We start from the raw sequence: 16,524 nt of genomic DNA, 5'->3' as shown, positions 1-16,524 counted from the left end.
TCACGGAACTGGTCGTGCCCTATTAAGGCATACAGCTCTTCACAAAAGAGCAGAAAACCCGTCTACCCTCCACGGCACCGTGGCCGATATTCGGTTTTCCATAAAGTCTCTCACCTGCCAGCTTTACGCACAAATGCAATGCTGCCGTACAAGCCGAAAGTGCAACCGCACACTTAATTCCTACTTTCTGAGCCGCTATAGCCTCACACTCTTGGATATTTTTTCCAACCGTGGATACCCAGTTGGTATCAAAAGCCTCATCCATATACATCCGTGATTCCGGATGCATGGTCGGCGAACTGAGCAAGATTTTTGCTTCACTTGGTTTTATATCATGATTTTCCGCAATAAACATTTGTATTCTCCTTCCTACTCTTGCCGCGTCCCCCTGCTCTCGGCAAGATTCCCTCACAACTCTTTAGGGCTCGGTTTGATATTCTCGCCTCGACTGTGATCGGGTTTGGTAACACCTGCCGTTCTGTGATCTTTGGCAGGCACTGATTGATTTATTTTCAGTCCTATATAGGCTATACCAGTCTAATATAGGCAGTACTTTGTTTTAGTCTATAAAAGTATGAATCTGTAGGGACAACTCCCTAAAATCTCAATATCACCTACAGTTGACATCCAGTTTTTTCATAAGCTTCCTGCATATATTTCAACTCTCCACCATGCATGGTTGGCGAAGACAGCCATGTTTTTTCTTTAAATGGTTCCATTCTAATTTACTCTCCCCATCGTTAAAACCTGTTCAGGATTTTCCTGTTCTTTTTGACTGAGTTTTCGAATCCTTTCTCTTTCAATTTCATCTTGTTCTTTATTTTCAGGATGATATGTTGGAACAATTTCAGAAACGAGTAGCTTGATATTCTGGCTGTTGGTATAGCTTGCTTCTGCTAAGATTTCTACTTGCTTCATAAACGTTTCCACATCAAATGGAATAGGTTTCGCTATATGAATCAGTTTATTTGGCGTCGTTTGTAATCCTTCTTCCGCCATTAGCTTCTCTTCATACAGCTTCTCTCCTGGTCTTAATCCGGTATACTCAATCTTGATATCAACATCCGGTTTATATCCAGACAGCTTAATCAGATTTCTTGCCAGAGTATCGATCTTTACTGGATCTCCCATATCCAAGACAAAGATCTCTCCGCCTCTCGCGTACGTCCCCGCCTGAAGTACTAAGCTTACCGCTTCAGGAATCGTCATAAAGTATCGAATGATATCCGGATGAGTCACTGTTACCGGACCGCCATCCGCAATCTGCTTCTTGAATAACGGAATGACGGATCCATTACTGCCCAAAACATTTCCAAACCGGACTGCTACAAATTCTGTCTTGACTGGATTCGCTCTCACTTCTTCAATCGGATTCCAACTGTGTGACCAAAGCTGAGGTAATAGGTTAACTTGTCCTGTCTGGCTGATTCGATTCATACTCTGAATCACCATCTCACACAGCCGTTTACTCGCGCCCATGATATTTGTAGGATTCACTGCTTTGTCCGTACTGATTAATACAAAGCGTTGGCATCCACTCTTTAATGCAGCGTAAGCGGTCTTATACGTTCCTATAACGTTATTTTTAATCGCTTCATTAGGACTGCCTTCCATTAACGGAACATGCTTATGCGCAGCCGCATGATAGACGATATCGGGTTTATACGTTTCAAACACCCAGTCAATTCTCCGACTGTCTCTTACAGAACCAATGAGCACGACTAAATTCAACTCAGGATATTTCCGTTTTAATTCCTGTTCAATGTCATAGGCATTGTTCTCATAGATTTCGAACAGGATTAATTGTTTCGGATGATGACCTGCGATCTGTCGGCACAATTCACTGCCGATTGACCCTCCGCCTCCTGTTACTAAGATAACTTTCCCTTTGAGATGCTCAAAGATTTCATCCAGATTAACCTGAATGGGTTCTCTTCCCAATAGATCCTCAACCGCGACTTCCTTCATCTTTGATAACATCACGTCGCCATTCACTAATTGGTAGATTCCTGGGAGGATCTTCAGCTCACATCCAGTTTCTTTACAGATATTTAAGATGTCCCGCTTTTCTTCGGCTTTCGCACTTGGAATCGCAATCAGGATCTGTTGGATCTGATACTTCTCAACACTCGCCATAATCTCATCTCGCCCACCAACGATCGGGATATTTTCAATATACCGTCCCCACTTATTCGGATTATCGTCAATGATGCATTGCACCTTACCGACATTAAACTCTGTTCTCTGAACATCTCTGAGAATCAATCGTCCGGCATCTCCAGCTCCAATTAACAGAATATTCCTGCCTTGGTTCTTCTTCTCTGCTTTTTCCCTGCGGCTGCGTTCCAATAAAACAAAACGATAAGAAAAACGAATTCCGATAATCAAACAGAACTGGATGATCATGCCAAACAGAATATAGGAAATCGGCATCGCTTTGAGGAATACCGTAATTCCAACGTAATGAAGGAAGCCAGTAAGTACCGTTGCGGCTGTTACACGCAACAATTCACTGTATCCCGCAAACCGCCATAAGCTTCTGTATAATTTCAACACTGTGAAAACAGATACACAAAGCACAGTATAAAAAGGCGAAAATTGAATCCAGGCTTTCAGATAAACCTCAGGAATCAGTGAGAACCGGCAGTCAAAACGAAACCATAAAGCCATCAAATAAGATAAATTAACCGCGAAGATATCATAAACAACTAAGTAGAGAGAAATCACTTGCCAATGTTCAATTCTCTTTTTTTCGAGTTGCTTCATTTTCTTTCCCCCTTCTTCCCCCAATGAAAAAGGCTCTTTTCAAAGCCATAAAAAATGTTTCTTTTTTTTCTTGATTTCCCTGTATTTTTGAACAATCGGTTCATTCTTCAGAATCTTTTCAGGGTTTTCCTTTGTCAATTGAACAGCGAACTGTTCTCCCAATTCTTCCGCGAGGAACTCTCTTGCCTCAGACAATACACAAGGTCTGTGTTCATTATGGACGTCGCTAGCAATAAAACTAACATAACCATGTTCAATCATTGGAACAAGAACTTTCTTCGTTTCTTTTTTAAATAAGCTGTTTTGATTTGCTTGTAAATAATAGCCTTCATTCAGCCATCGAAGACAAAGGTTCGGATCTTCCTGAACATAACTGTACCGTTCTGGATGTGCGATAATGATTCGATATTTTAACGATAATTCATAAAGGATCTCATCATATTCATCTTTATAATCTTGAAATGGAAACTCGACTAGGATCGTTTCTGATTCAGCTAAGGTTAAGACTTCATCCTTTTCTAATAGTTCTGGTAAGTCAGGATGAATATAGAGCTCATTCCCTAAGTGAAGCTTAATCGGCCCTGTATAGGCTTGTTTCAGTTCATTGAATCGCTGTACAAGCTCTGGCGCTTTCATCCGGAACTCTCCGTTTTTCATAAAATGAGGGGTAGTGATGAGCTCGGTGATTCCATCTCGTTCAGCTTGCTTTAATAAAGAGAGTGATTCTTCTAGGCTTTGACTTCCATCATCCACTCCTGGGATTAAATGACCATGAATATCAATCATTTCTTCTTATCACTCTTTTTTGTGATGTTTGAGAGGATTGAACTCTTCTTTTTCTTCTGTGTTGTCTTTTTTTGAGTATCACTATACCGATAGCCATAGCTGTTATAATATTTTCGCTGTACCGGCATCATCGTCATGACGATTCCAATGACATTGACTTGTGTCTGTTCTAATTGATCTTTAACTCGAAGTAATTCTTTCCGATCATTTCGATTTGAGGCACAGACTAAAATCGTACCATCGCAATACGAAGCTGCCACAATGCCATCCGTTACCAATCCAACCGGCGGGCAATCCAAAAGGATTAAGTCGTATTCTTTTTTTCTCTCCTCAATGAATTCTTTCAAGGCATTTGACTGGATAAACTCGGAAGCAAACGGGATTTTCGTTCCTGCGGTGATGACATCCACATTTTCATAAGGCTGCAGAACCACTTCTTCAAATTCTGCTTGATGGCCAATAATATCAGAAATACCCTTTTTATTCTTTAACTTCAATTTTTTATGAATCGTTGGCATTCTTAAGTCTAAATCAATGACTAAGACTTTCTTCTGTAACTGAGCGTAAACCATAGCTAAATTGAGGACACAGGTACTTTTTCCTTCCTGGGCAGTCGTTGAAATAATATTGATGATCTTCATATCCCGATCGAAGTTTCGCATCAGAATGTTAGTTCTCAAAGTTCGGTAAGCTTCAGAAGCGGGTGCATCCGGATCAATTAAAGTAATCAGTTCGTCACCGACTCTTAACATTATTCAGCACCTCCTGTTCCATGAGTCATATCTGGTATTAAACCAATAATCGGATAATCAAAAATCTGTTTCATTTCTTCTTCGGTTCGGATATTTCGGTCATTCAGCAAAATATATAAAACAATACAGCCATCAATGACACACCCCAGTAAGAATCCGATCAGAGTATTTTTAATGTTCGACGGACTGGATTTCTTCTCTGGAATCTTTGCGGAATTTAAAACGGTCACATTTTCAATATTCATAATAGAATAGATCTTATCTCGAAATACATCCACAATCTCATTTGCAATTACTGCGGCTTCTTTGGGATCCTTTGACGTTACCGCAATCGTGATGACTTCCGTATCTTTCACTGAGCTGATTTTAACGATCTTCTGATATCCTTCTGTATCCAGGTCTTCTAATTTCAGATTTCGAATCACTTCATCACTGATTGCTTCACTCTTCAAAATCTCGCTGTAGGTATTCACCAGCTTTTGTGATGTCTGAAGGTCATTGTAACTGATCTGTTGGCTGTCCGGATTGGATTTCTGGACAATGATCAGCTTTGCTTCCGCCGTATATTTTTTTGGTATCAGAAACAGCGTGATCAAAGCTGCCACAATGGAAGCGGCCAGGATGATCAGCGCAAAAGGTTTGAAATGCTTTTTAATGATTTCAAACACCCGCGACAGATCAATTTCAATTTCGTCGTTTTCGTACATTCTCTTCTCTCCCCTTATTTCTTCTTTATTTCCAATTAAAAAGATCCCATTCAGGATCCAAATTCTCTTTGTATATTTTGTTCAAGTTGAACAATCGTTGAACTTGGCTGATAATCTTTATCCTCATAGATATTCCAATGTAATTCTTTTGCCAATTCCTCATAGTTTTCCATCATATAGATTGGACTGAATCCATTGTATTCGATTACCATTTCGATCGAGTCCATTCCTTTTGATGGAATTTGAAACTGATCCAGATGCTTCAAATCAAAACTCAATAAAGAACTGACATAATTCTTAATTTCATTGTTCGTCAGATTCGTTTCTATATAAGGAAGCATTTCATTGACGATATCCATTAATTCAATTAAATTCTTTTTACTGAGTTTCTCAATAATCTTTAAGATAACTTCATTCTGACGATCCATCCGGTGAAAGTCATCGTCTGTACTTCTTACACGACAATAATCTAAAGCCTGCTTTCCTTTCAGATGAAAAACATTTCCATCTCGAGTTGCACCGGCATCAATAACTCGTTGAGCTAACAGTCCGTCAGGTAGTGTGATATCAATCCCGTCCACTAAGTCAACTAACGTTTCTAAAGCTTCGAAACTAAACCCGACATACTGTGTAATATCCAAATCAAAGTTATAATTCAACATCTTGACAGCCAATTCAGGACCTCCACGCCAATGGGCATGGTTAAGTTTGTCATAATCGTTGTAAGGTTCAGGTATCCAGATTAACGTATCGCGCTGTAATGAAGTAATCTTGATCTTTTTAGCATCAAAATCCAATGAAATAATCTTTGTGGCATCGGATCGTTCCATCTCGTAATTATTCCATTGGGCAATTTCTTTATTGTCGGCACCAAATAAAGCGATATTTACAATATGATGATTCTTCACTTGGTCTAAAACTTCCTGATTGATCATCGCGTCTTCATCTGTCAGTTTTCGAGATCGAATTGTTTTATTTAATAATGAATCAATATAGAGATTTCCGCTCAGGATTAATCCTAAAATTAATGCAATGAGAACCCCTGCAATTAATAATAATGTCTTTGTTTTATTCCTTTGTTTCTTTCGTTTCAATTTGTCACATCCTTTGTTAGAAAACAAAAAAAGGTATGCTTCGCCGACCCAGACATTAAAAAATGGGTTCGTGAAAAGCATACCTATGAAACCCTTCCCCAAGGTGCCCCTTGCAGCCATTGAGGAAGAATAACTTTCTTTTTCATTTCAGTTCCGTTTTTTCCAATAAAAAAGCAAAAAACTTGTAGCGCTTTTTTGCGGATGATTGAACTAACGCAAACCTAATTTCACATTTGTAAGAAAACCTACACATTTTGTGACAGTGGTTTTTAAGGTAATTAATGGAAATAATTGCCCTATCCTCTTACATTAGACATTATAAAAGCAGATCAGATGATTGTCAATCAAAGTGTAGGTAAAGTTCCAGTTTTGACACCTAAAATGTAATGAATTACGTATTTTCTGTCCTGAACGTTCGTTAAAAATTATAAAAAATCGAAGAATTTTTACCTTCGATTTTTTAATTTATACAGTTTTATAACTCAAGAAAATCTAACTGGGCTTACATCCTAACGAATCTTATAAACTGTTTAAAAGAATAAACAAATTAATTTTGAAGCCCTTTCCTCTCTTCTTTTTTCAACCTGCGCTTTAGCCATCCGCCCTGCAGATAATACAGCACAAACAGAATTGAAGTCAGACTCCACGTCAACGGATAGCTGAACAAAACATTCTCAATCGTAGGATTCAGCGGTACGGCGATCCAGATCCAGACGACGCGCAATACACATACCCCCATGCAGGTCATGATCATCGGGATCACGGAATCTCCCGTGCCGCGCACCGCCCCGGACAGCACTTCAATACACACATAAGTAAAATAATAAGGAGCCAGATACAACAACATCTGCATCCCCACCTCAATCACCGACGCGTCCTGCGTAAACAGATGATAGATCCAGCGGCTGGTCACCATCAGGATCCCACTCATTCCCAATGCCGTGCCAAATGCCATCGCCAGGCACACCTTGACGCTCTTGTGAATCCGGTCAATTTTACGCGCACCGAAGTTCTGCCCAACAAACGTCGTAATCGCCACGCCGAAAGCGCCCATGATCATCCAGAAGATCCCGTCGATCTTCCCATACGCCGTATACGCCGCAATCGTGTCCGTGCCAAACGTATTCACGCTGGCCTGAATCACAATATTCGATACCGAATACATGACCGACTGCAACCCTGCCGGGATCCCGATCACAACGATTTCCTTCAACAATTCACCATGCAGCCGAATTCGCTTGCGGATCAGCCGGTAACGGTCATCCTCAGCCTGAGACAAGCTCAGATAGACAAGTCCGCCGCTGATAAACTGCGCCAGGCAGGTAGCCGCCGCCGCGCCGAAGACGCCCCATTGGAAGACCAGGACAAAAAGCAGATCCAAAACCACATTAGCCAGGCAGCAGACAATCAGAAAGTACATCGGCCGCTTGGAATCCCCGACGGCCCGCAGAATACCGGACCCGACATTGTACAACAAATTCGGAATCAAGCCGATGAAGTAGACGATCATATAAATCAATGAATAATTCATGATGTTCTCCGGCGTTCCCATCGCCCTTAACGCCACCGGTGCGCCGAAGATCCCGATCACCATCATGATCGCCCCGCCGATCAACGACATCGCCACCGCCGTATGCACGGCATCGCTCGACTGTTCCACCTTCCGCGCGCCGTAATACTGCGAAATGATGACCGTCGCTCCCGAAGACAAGCCGACAAAGAAACCGACCAGCAAATTGATCAAAGTCCCCGTCGCGCCCCCAACTGCCGCCAGCGCCTCCTTACCGACAAACTGGCCGACGATAATCGCGTCGACCGTGTTGTATAACTGCTGGAAGAACGTGCCCAGCATAATCGGAAAGAAAAACAGCAGCAGCTGTTTCCAAATAACCCCTTCCGTAATCTCATTAACCGTTGGATGTTGATGCTTCCTCATCAGTGATGCTCCCCCTTGAACTGAATACTAGAATAGCACTGAAATTCCTGTTTGTCACGGACAAATATGAAAAAACCAGAAGCTATTTTCAGCTTCTGGCAAACTTGGCTTAAACCCTAATTTTGTTCAGCATTGTACTGTTTTTCGTCCAGCATTTTCTCGCTCCGGGCAACGATGACCGACGTTGCGGCATCCCCCACGACATTCAGCGAAGTGACCAGCATTTCAATCGGCCGGTTGATCGCCAGGATCAGCGAATACGCCAGTAACGCCGCGTCATTGGTATAACCCATCCCTGTCAAAATCGTGAACAGGATGACCGCTCCCGCCCCCGGAGCCGCCGGCGTACCGATCGAAGCGATCAGCGCCAGGATCGCAATGATCGCGATGCTGGAAACCGTCACGGAATAGCCGGAGGAAGCCGCGACGAAGATTGCGGCAATGACCTGCATGATCGCCGTTCCATCCATGTTGACCGTCATGCCTAGCGGCAGCGTAAACGATGCGATTTCATCGCTGACGCCCAGTTCCTCGGTTACCGTCTTGCGGTTCAGCGGCAGCGTTGCCGCACTGGAGGACGTGGAGAAGCCAAACACCGCGACCTTCGCAATCTTCTTAACGAACGGAATCGGATTGATCCGGCCCAAGACCGCCACAAAGACCGCGTAGCCGACGATCAGGAAGGCCAGCAGAAGCAGCACCGTCGTCACGACATAGGCCAGCGCCGGCTTCAAATGATCGATACCGTAAATCGCAAACGTCCGGGTCAAAAGAACGAAGATTGCCAGCGGACCAAATTTATTGATGACATAGCTTAAGCAAACCGTGATGATATCACTGATCTCCTGCAGCAGCTTCTTTAAAACGGTTACCTTGGAACCTAAGGCGTTGATGCCCAACCCCGTCGCTACCGCTAAGAACACTACCGCCAGCACCTGCCCGTTGGTTGAGAACGCACTGGTCATGTTGTTCGGAACGATTGACAACAAGATTGACAGCGGATTGCTTCCGCTGGAACCGGTCGAGACATTCAAGCCGTTGACCTCCACCGCGTTGAAAGCTCCGGTCGCGTAAACGGTAAGACCGACCGCTCCGGCGATCACCAGCGCTACCGCCGTCGTCAGTAAGAATGCCCCCAGCGTCTTGCTGGAAATCCGTCCCAGCTTGCGCGTATCGGTGATCTGGCAGATCGCCAAAGCGATCGAACAGAAAATCATCGGTACGATGATGACCTGCAGCGCGTTGACAAACAGCTGACCGACGATGTAGAACAAACCGATTGCGTTCTTGCCGGCCTCCGCCGTAATATCCTGGAATAATAGATTGTTGATGGCCGCCCAGGTCTGGGTCTGGCCCGAGGTCAAGAGATTTTCACGAAGCATCAGCATGGCCAGGCCGCAGATCAGCCCCAGAACCATCGCAATTGCCATTTTGACGGCAAGATGATTACCTTTTTTTTCTGTTTTTTTCATACAGTTCCCCTTTCATAAAAATACTCCTGACCCTTTAAGATCAGGAGTAAATGAACAGGCGAAACGTATTCATCTTCCTTGAGCAGCCTCACGGGACTCTCTTAAAGGATCACTTCAAAAAGTATACTCATAAATGAAGCCTCTGTCAATAATCAAAAACAGCTTATTTCCGGAGCGGCTTTCGCCTTAGCGTATCCTACTTCTTTAGGATGGATCTTTTCTCAGAAATGATTTACGGACGAACGCCGGCCGCATCCGGGATCCGCTTGAAAGCATACGAAAGCAAAAGTTTTTCCACCTTTTCCAAATAGTTTTCATAGTTGCCCCAGCTGACATTGAACGGTCCGTAGCCGCCAGCCATAACCGCGACATAAGCCGTAATCTCCCTTTCTCGAATAAACAAGGTGATTGTCACACCCGTTGCCGAATTTGTCCGCGCGTAATAACGCTCAGCGGTGATGATCTGCACCTCGGCATCGCCTGCCCGCTGCCGATAAACAACAACGTCCCTGCTGAAAGTTTTGACCTGGCTGGCGAAGGTTTCCGCAAACGTAGCCTCCGGTTGTCCTTCAAAACGATAGAGCTGATCGATGATATTTTCATTCATATTCATTTCCCTGTTCCTTTCATTGAGATTCCAGCCTTGGTTGTTCTCCTTCCACGCCGGTTACATTGCCCTATTCCTTTCCTGATGATTTTCACTTCAACGATGGATCAGTGCTTCTCCCGTAATCAGCCGCCGCCCGTTTTCATGACAGAGCCGCAGCGCGGTATCCCGGTCAGTCCGTCGTTCAATCTCGGCCTGAACATCGCTCAGCTTAATCACCCGCTTGCCCCAGCAATGATGCGCGTCAGTGCCGACGGCGTCGCAATAACCTTCCTCTACCATCCGCCAGGCCAGCGCGCATTGTTCCTTATCGTCGTTGAGGATCAGCGAAGTCCGGTTGACCTGAAAATCGCAGCCCATAGCCCGCCAGCGCTTCAGCATGGAGAAATCCTCCTGCACGCTCTTATATCGTTCCGGATGCGCGATGATCACCTCATAACCCGCATCCAATACCTGCTTTAACAGCTCGGTTTCGCTGCTGCCCAGCTGCACCTTCTGATACCAGGGGAATTCGATCAACAGCCGCCGCGAACCGTTCAGCGTCAACGCCCGGCCTTTGCGGATCCATTCCAACGACGCGTCGGTCAAAAAGAATTCGCAGCCCAGCGCCGTTTCAATCGGCCAGTTTTCCTCGGCGATCAACGCCTGCAGCGCCGCAAAGGGCGCCGCCAGTGTTTGCGCATCGTTTTCATATTTATAATAAGGAAGACTGTGCGGTGTACACAAGATCGCCTCAATCCCATCCTCTACCGCAATTTGCAGCATCTTCTTCGCTGTTTCCCGATCCTGCGACGCGTCGTCGACGCCCCACAATACATGGCAATGAATATCAATCATTCCGTTTTTTCCTCCTCTTTCCGCAATCGCTATCCTTATTATAATAGAGCGTGCGAAAAAGAAAAGAGAATCCCGTAGGATTCTCCTCAATCTACATTTTACAAAATGGATTCGTCAAAATAAAGTTCAGACAGATATTGGAGTTCATATTGATTCGCAAATTCATCCACAAACTTGTCCAGGCAATATCGATTTCATAGATTCCATTCGGCGATGAAGGCAAGCCGATCTCAACGTCGTTACCCGGCACCTCATCCAAGGCCAAACACTTACCTTTATCATGTCTCTGACTTTCCAAAAAAACAATCCGGGACCTCAATCCGCTTTATCTTGTCTCTCATTCTTTTTCGATTTTGGCTTGTAAAACGCCCGGTTTTCCATCGGGAACAGACGCGATGTGAAACTGCCTGGTTCCGTCTGCGCATAGGCCTTATCCAGCGTGTTCATGCGTGCGTCCAGATTGTCGATCAGATGCAGCACTTCCGCCTCCGCGACCATCGGCATGACCGGCGAACCAAATTCCAGCTGACCGTGGTGCGACAAAACCATGTGCCGCAGTAAAATCGCTTCCTCGCTCTTTTCGTAGCCCAGCTGAACGGCGACTTCCATAATCTTCGCCTGCATGATCGAGATATGCCCGATCAGCTTGCCTTCCAGCGTATATTCTGTCATGACCGGGCCGGACAGTTCCGTCAGCTTGCCCAGATCATGAACCAGCACGCCGCTGACCAACAGATCCCGGTCCAGCAGCGGATAGAGCTTGACGATCTCATTCGCCAGATCGACCATCCCGGTGACATGCACCGCCAGGCCGCCGACGAAGTTGTGATGGTTCTTCGCCGCCGCCGGATAATCGAAGAACGGCTTATCATATTCCGCGAACAATGCGCTGACAATCCCCTTATAGACCGGATTGGACAGCGAGCTGATCGCGTCCTGGATCTTCTGCTGCAACAGCTCCTTGGGAATATCCGAAGCGATAACATAATCGCTTAATTCAATACTCTGCTGATCCATCGGCGTCAGCCGGTGTACACGCAGCTGCAGCGAATTCCGGTACCGCAGCACCTCACAGCTTACCTCGCCAACCCGTCCCGGCACGCAGGCCGCCGCCTGTTCTTCCTTCACATCCCAGATCTTGCCTTCGATCGTCCCGGATTTATCCTGCAGCGTCAAAGACAGATAGGGCGAACCATTGCTCGTCACGCCCTTGGTGACCTGCACAAGCAAAAGCGGCAGCGTCAGGCTTTCCCCTTCCTTAAACTCACTGATTTTCTTATTCATCGTCCCACTCCATTTCACTTAAAATTAAATAAATATCCTCGACGTCGAAGCCCTGGGCTGAACAGTAGCGGAAAACGTAATTGCGCAGCTTGGTGCCGCTGTACTTCGACTGATACCGCTTCTTCGCTTTCGCCGCCGTCTTGCGCAGGCTCTCCAGCTCTGCCCGTTCTTCCTCGACAAAGCTCAGGTTGTCCATGACCTCGTTGATTACGTCGACCGCAAAGCCCTGAGCGATCAATTTGGATTTCATCATATTCTTCTTCATCCGCACTGATTTTTCCTTGATCGTCGGCTGCAGCTTCTGCGCCCACTTCAACGCGTTGCGGAATTCCGACTGTTCATCCTCATCGGCGAACACGGATTCGATCATTTCATACGGAATGCCCTTCTTCCGCAATGTCCGGCTGATCTTGTTTTTGCCCTGCATCAGAAGCTTCAGATTATAAACCTGATTTTTCGTATAGCGCAGGTCGTTGATCAGATCCCGTTCTTCCAGCTTCTCAACGATCTCGTTGATCTGCTTGATATCCAGCTGCGTGTTCTGCGTCAGCCAGTCGTAGATTTCCTTGCGCGTGCGGTCTTTCGCCGCGATCCGCTTCAAACAGCTCTGATACGCCTTGACCGCTTCTTCTTCGCTGATCAATTCATCCAACTCATCGCTGCTGATCAGCACATCCTTGCGCAGCCCTTTGTTGAAATACGTTTCCAGTGAAACAAGAATCCGGATTTCATCGTTGGGCGAGCAGACCTTCAGCTCAACGCAGTCGTCCTTTGGCCGGATTGATTCCAGCCGGTACATCTCGCGGTATTCCGACGCCGCGCTCTGATAGACTTCCAGCACCTTCTGATAGAAGATCCGGCTGTCGTAAACTTCAACCTGCGACTTCGCGGCGGCCTTCATCGCAGCGCGCTCCTCTGCGCTCATCGCTAAGAAAAGCTGCACTTTCTCGGCAAACTGTTCAGGTTTCTTAAACAGGAACCCGGTCTGGCCTTCCAGCACCAGATCTTCCAGCACTTCATCCGGCCGGGCAAAAACCGGCAGTTCGCTGGCTAACGCTTCGATGTAGGTCATGCCCTGCGTTTCAGTCAGCGAAGCAGAAACAAACGCGTCCGCGCAATGGTAGTAGGAAGGGATCTGATCCGCCGGCTTCTTCCCGGCAAAGGTGATCATTGAATCCAGCCCCAGTTCATGCACATGGCTCTGTAAGACTTCCTGCTCCGGTCCGCCGCCGATCACCGCAAAATGAACCGGCACCCCGGCTTCTTTTAAATAGGTAAACCCGTCGATCACAAAGTCAATGCTTTTTTCCTTCGCGATCCGGCCGACGAAAATGATCAGCGTTTCTTCCGGATTCGCCATCAGTTCTTCACGCCGCTGCCGGATCGTTTCCGCATCCGTGCGGTGGGCGTCAAAGCGCTGCAGATCCAGTCCGGTTGGAATCACGTGAATCCGCTTCTTAATCCCATAGCGCTGCAGCATTTCCTTAGTCTTCTGGGATGGGGCGATCAGTTCCGTACTCGTCTCGCCATACAGCTTGCTTAGGCTGCTGACCGCCTTCTTTGCGACCTTATCGACCGTTTCCAGATTAAACACGTTGACGTAATGCGTATAATCCTCATAGGTTGTATGATACGTCGACACCAACGGAATCTGCAGCATCTTCGCTACGATGCGGGCGAAGATCCCGACGCCGAATTCCGTATGGGCATGGATCACATCCAGCTCCATCTCGCGGATATCCTTGAGCACCGCGAAATGAATCGGACTGGTCAGCACATAGCCGTACAAGCTTTTTAATTCCACCCCCGGCAGCCGCAGCACATTGCCTTCGCGCTGGACCTGAAGCAATCCCGGATGGGTTGTGATCACGAACACATCGTGACCATTCTTTTCTAATTCCTGCTGCAGCGTCACGATAGAAGAAACGACGCCGTTGACATCAGGCAGATAGGTATCTGTAAATAATCCAATTCTCATTTCTTTTCCTCCTGCATCGGTTCGACAACGATCGCCGGCCGGCTCTTAACCCAGATAAAGGTCAGACCGCCCAGGATCAGCATAAAGTAATAAGAGGCAAACCGCCATAAAATCATCGAGCTGGTCGCGCCCAGCTTTCCGAAGATCGTTGAAAACATCAAAACATACGTAGCTTCCGTACCGCCGCTGGCGCCCGGAATCGGAATGAACGCGTTGATCATCGACACGAACGCCGATAGCGCCATGCAGTCGATAATCAGATCAAGGCTGACGTTCAAGCCCAGCGCCTGCGCGCAGAAAAACGGGATCGCGTAATACAGGCCCAGCCGTACAAAGTTGGCCAGCGTCACTCTCACAATCAGCGGCCGGTGGCCTTTCAGCTTCGCGGTTTCACTGCCGAACCGGTCGAGCTGATCCTTTAATAAAGCCAGCGCTTTTTCCGGATTTTTCACCAAATGCAGCTTGCAGCCCAGATTCAGACCCGTCGTGCTGATCCATGTGTAAACCTTCGGAAACCGGACTAGCGCCCACAGCCCAATGATCACCAGGCTGTTGACCAGAAAGCCGAGCAGGACAAGCAAAAAGAACTGCGAATAGTTGGTGTAGAAATGATGAAACCGCAGCAGGATCAAAATGAAAACCGAAGCGATCATCGTCGACTGGTACACGATAAAATCCATCCACAGCACGCTGGCCGAATCGCTTAACGGCACGCCCTGTTTCTTAAACACATACACCTGGGCAAACTGACCGCCCGAGGCGCTCGGGGTCACGCCATGGAAAAAAGAAGCCACCAGGGCGTTGACAATCCCATAATTCAGCTTGTAATGCGGATTGCTGATGCGCGTCAGCTGCGTCAGAATCCAGCCGATCACACACTGATAAAGAATCGCGATCGCAATGATCACGATCAGCCAGCCGGCGTTCACCTGCTGCAGAATCCCCATGACTTCGTTAAAATTATCCTTCAAGGTAAACCACAGCACTCCGGCTGTGAAGCCTACGATGAGCAGAATATTAATCACATAGTTTCGCGCTTTTTTCATACTTCCTCAGCCTCGTCAACTTATTATACAATGAAAAACAAGGTTACACAAGGAATAAGGCTTCCTGCTCCGCGCTCTTAAGACCGCCTTCGGTCATTCTTTTTTCTTTCTTAAGAAATCCCCGGCAAATGAAAGAAAAAGAGAGCCAGGCTCTCCTTACATCGTTGCCGGCCGGTAGTTTTCCAGCACGGTTTCATAAATGGTTTTCAGCTGCTGACCCACGCTGGCAATACTGCGTTCCTGCGCCGTCTTTTTGCCCTCATCGCAGACCGACGGCAGCCGTTTCTCAACGACGCCTTCAATCAGATCAACAAACTCGTCTACAGACTGGCCTTTATAACAGTTCACCTGATCTTTCAGCCACGGATCGAACACCCCGATATCGCGGACGATGACCTGTTGGGAAGCGGCCAGCGCTTCCAGCACGACGATGCCTTCCGTTTCCTCGTAAGATGGAAAGAAAAAAGCATTCGCTCCGGCATACGCGCCCTCGATAATCGCGCCTTTGACATAGCCTGGGAAGATCACATTGACCGGATGATCCTCGACCAGCTCGCGGATATTCTTCGGTACGGAGATCAGCGGCGTATAGCCGAACCAGATAAACTTATACTGCGGCAGACGCTTCGCCACCTCAATGAAATCCGGCAGTCCCTTGCGTTCAAAATATAAGCCGACAGACAATACGACCTTATCGGTTTCATTCAGGCTGAAATATTTGTAATACGCTTTGACCTTTTCCGGATTGTAGCTGAAGCGATCCAGGTCGATGCCGTTGGACACGGCATAAATCGGCAAGTCAATGCCATAACCTTCCAGCAAGCTCTTGGAATAGGGCGTCGGCGTAATGATCGCGTCGGCGCTGGAATAGAGCGAAACCAGGTGCTTCTTAAACAGCGGCGCAATCTGATTGGACAGCACAAACGAATTGCGGAAATCTTCTTCCGTTGAATGCGCGTGATAAATAACCGGTTTTCCTTCCCGGTGCGCTTTGGCAATCACCCCCGCGCTGGCCGGTCCGACCGTATTGATGTGCAAAATATCAAAATCATCGTTCGGATCCAGCGTGTACTCAATCCCCGCCATCGTCAGCGCCTGCTTCTGATGCTTCAGCGCCCGGCCGATCCCGGAAGTTGAGATCACCTTTTCTCCTTCAAAAAACAACAATACTTTCATGTACAATACCTCGAATCCACTATCAAGTATAATGAAAACCCTATCAATTATCAAGCCTTTCCGCGGTTTTCATCCTTAACCCT

General features: G+C 46.7%; 14 protein-coding genes. All 14 read right to left on the bottom strand.

Annotated features, from left to right (window positions below; all coding sequences use genetic code 11):
• Positions 1-22 precede the first annotated feature (22 nt).
• The 14 genes from DWY25_RS02580 to DWY25_RS02515 all read right to left on the bottom strand — a co-directional run bounded on the left by DWY25_RS02580 (position 23) and on the right by DWY25_RS02515 (position 16,441).
• A complete protein-coding gene (locus DWY25_RS02580) occupies positions 23-355 on the bottom strand; it encodes a DegT/DnrJ/EryC1/StrS family aminotransferase (protein WP_117893272.1) in 333 nt (110 codons plus the stop codon).
• Positions 356-720: 365 nt separating this feature from the next.
• Positions 721-2,766 (bottom strand): polysaccharide biosynthesis protein, encoded by a 2,046-nt coding sequence (locus tag DWY25_RS02575; protein ID WP_244925912.1) that lies wholly within the window; start codon positions 2,764-2,766, stop codon positions 721-723.
• 39 nt (positions 2,767-2,805) lie between these two features.
• Entirely contained in the window at positions 2,806-3,552 is a 747-nt protein-coding gene (locus DWY25_RS02570; RefSeq protein WP_117893266.1) for a tyrosine-protein phosphatase, read from the bottom strand.
• On the bottom strand, positions 3,549-4,304 hold the full coding sequence (locus DWY25_RS02565) for a CpsD/CapB family tyrosine-protein kinase (RefSeq protein ID WP_117893262.1): 756 nt from the start codon (positions 4,302-4,304) through the stop codon (positions 3,549-3,551). The genes DWY25_RS02570 and DWY25_RS02565 overlap by 4 nt, the downstream gene beginning before the upstream one ends.
• Positions 4,304-5,011 carry a YveK family protein gene (locus DWY25_RS02560; RefSeq protein WP_117893259.1) on the bottom strand — a complete coding sequence of 236 codons (708 nt, stop codon included), beginning with the start codon at positions 5,009-5,011 and terminating at the stop codon, positions 4,304-4,306. Before DWY25_RS02560 ends, DWY25_RS02565 begins: the two co-directional genes overlap by 1 nt.
• A 50-nt stretch (positions 5,012-5,061) precedes the next feature.
• Positions 5,062-6,105, bottom strand: a complete 1,044-nt coding sequence (locus DWY25_RS02555) for an LCP family protein (protein WP_244925910.1) — start codon at positions 6,103-6,105, stop codon at positions 5,062-5,064.
• Positions 6,106-6,652: 547 nt separating this feature from the next.
• A complete protein-coding gene (locus DWY25_RS02550) occupies positions 6,653-8,041 on the bottom strand; it encodes an MATE family efflux transporter (RefSeq protein WP_117893253.1) in 1,389 nt (462 codons plus the stop codon).
• Between the two features lie 116 nt (positions 8,042-8,157).
• Positions 8,158-9,513 carry a dicarboxylate/amino acid:cation symporter gene (locus DWY25_RS02545; protein WP_117893250.1) on the bottom strand — a complete coding sequence of 452 codons (1,356 nt, stop codon included), beginning with the start codon at positions 9,511-9,513 and terminating at the stop codon, positions 8,158-8,160.
• A 232-nt stretch (positions 9,514-9,745) separates the two neighbouring features.
• On the bottom strand, positions 9,746-10,126 hold the full coding sequence (locus DWY25_RS02540; RefSeq protein WP_117893247.1) for a DUF6054 family protein: 381 nt from the start codon (positions 10,124-10,126) through the stop codon (positions 9,746-9,748).
• A gap of 90 nt (positions 10,127-10,216) precedes the next feature.
• Positions 10,217-10,957, bottom strand: coding sequence for a tyrosine-protein phosphatase (locus DWY25_RS02535; RefSeq protein ID WP_117893245.1), 741 nt, complete (start codon positions 10,955-10,957; stop codon positions 10,217-10,219).
• A 315-nt stretch (positions 10,958-11,272) separates the two neighbouring features.
• Positions 11,273-12,241 (bottom strand): 3'-5' exoribonuclease YhaM family protein, encoded by a 969-nt coding sequence (locus DWY25_RS02530; protein WP_117893243.1) that lies wholly within the window; start codon positions 12,239-12,241, stop codon positions 11,273-11,275.
• Positions 12,234-14,219, bottom strand: a complete 1,986-nt coding sequence (locus tag DWY25_RS02525; RefSeq protein WP_006058905.1) for a glycosyltransferase — start codon at positions 14,217-14,219, stop codon at positions 12,234-12,236. The genes DWY25_RS02530 and DWY25_RS02525 overlap by 8 nt, the downstream gene beginning before the upstream one ends.
• Positions 14,216-15,265, bottom strand: coding sequence for a lysylphosphatidylglycerol synthase transmembrane domain-containing protein (locus DWY25_RS02520; protein ID WP_006058904.1), 1,050 nt, complete (start codon positions 15,263-15,265; stop codon positions 14,216-14,218). The genes DWY25_RS02525 and DWY25_RS02520 overlap by 4 nt, the downstream gene beginning before the upstream one ends.
• Before the next feature lie 156 nt (positions 15,266-15,421).
• Positions 15,422-16,441, bottom strand: a complete 1,020-nt coding sequence (locus tag DWY25_RS02515) for an LTA glycolipid anchor biosynthesis glycosyltransferase, IagA/BgsA family (RefSeq protein ID WP_117893241.1) — start codon at positions 16,439-16,441, stop codon at positions 15,422-15,424.
• Positions 16,442-16,524 lie beyond the last annotated feature (83 nt).

It is taken from the genome of Holdemania filiformis, assembly GCF_003459085.1.
GTDB lineage: Bacteria > Bacillota_I > Bacilli_A > Erysipelotrichales > Erysipelotrichaceae > Holdemania > Holdemania filiformis.
Note: the sequence above shows the minus strand (reverse complement) of the source record. Positions and strands in the feature narration are given on the sequence as shown.

Excerpts from the sequence above, each read along its gene's own strand:
- DWY25_RS02515 (WP_117893241.1), bottom strand. The coding sequence starts at position 16,441 with ATGAAAGTATTGTTGTTTTTTGAAGGAGAAAAGGTGATCTCAACTTCC.
- DWY25_RS02580 (WP_117893272.1), bottom strand. The coding sequence starts at position 355 with ATGTTTATTGCGGAAAATCATGATATAAAACCAAGTGAAGCAAAAATC.
- DWY25_RS02560 (WP_117893259.1), bottom strand. The coding sequence starts at position 5,011 with ATGTACGAAAACGACGAAATTGAAATTGATCTGTCGCGGGTGTTTGAA.
- DWY25_RS02525 (WP_006058905.1), bottom strand. The coding sequence starts at position 14,219 with ATGAGAATTGGATTATTTACAGATACCTATCTGCCTGATGTCAACGGC.
- DWY25_RS02550 (WP_117893253.1), bottom strand. The coding sequence starts at position 8,041 with ATGAGGAAGCATCAACATCCAACGGTTAATGAGATTACGGAAGGGGTT.
- DWY25_RS02540 (WP_117893247.1), bottom strand. The coding sequence starts at position 10,126 with ATGAATATGAATGAAAATATCATCGATCAGCTCTATCGTTTTGAAGGA.
- DWY25_RS02565 (WP_117893262.1), bottom strand. The coding sequence starts at position 4,304 with ATGTTAAGAGTCGGTGACGAACTGATTACTTTAATTGATCCGGATGCA.
- DWY25_RS02535 (WP_117893245.1), bottom strand. The coding sequence starts at position 10,957 with ATGATTGATATTCATTGCCATGTATTGTGGGGCGTCGACGACGCGTCG.
- DWY25_RS02545 (WP_117893250.1), bottom strand. The coding sequence starts at position 9,513 with ATGAAAAAAACAGAAAAAAAAGGTAATCATCTTGCCGTCAAAATGGCA.
- DWY25_RS02570 (WP_117893266.1), bottom strand. The coding sequence starts at position 3,552 with ATGATTGATATTCATGGTCATTTAATCCCAGGAGTGGATGATGGAAGT.
- DWY25_RS02575 (WP_244925912.1), bottom strand. The coding sequence starts at position 2,766 with ATGAAGCAACTCGAAAAAAAGAGAATTGAACATTGGCAAGTGATTTCT.
- DWY25_RS02520 (WP_006058904.1), bottom strand. The coding sequence starts at position 15,265 with ATGAAAAAAGCGCGAAACTATGTGATTAATATTCTGCTCATCGTAGGC.
- DWY25_RS02530 (WP_117893243.1), bottom strand. The coding sequence starts at position 12,241 with ATGAATAAGAAAATCAGTGAGTTTAAGGAAGGGGAAAGCCTGACGCTG.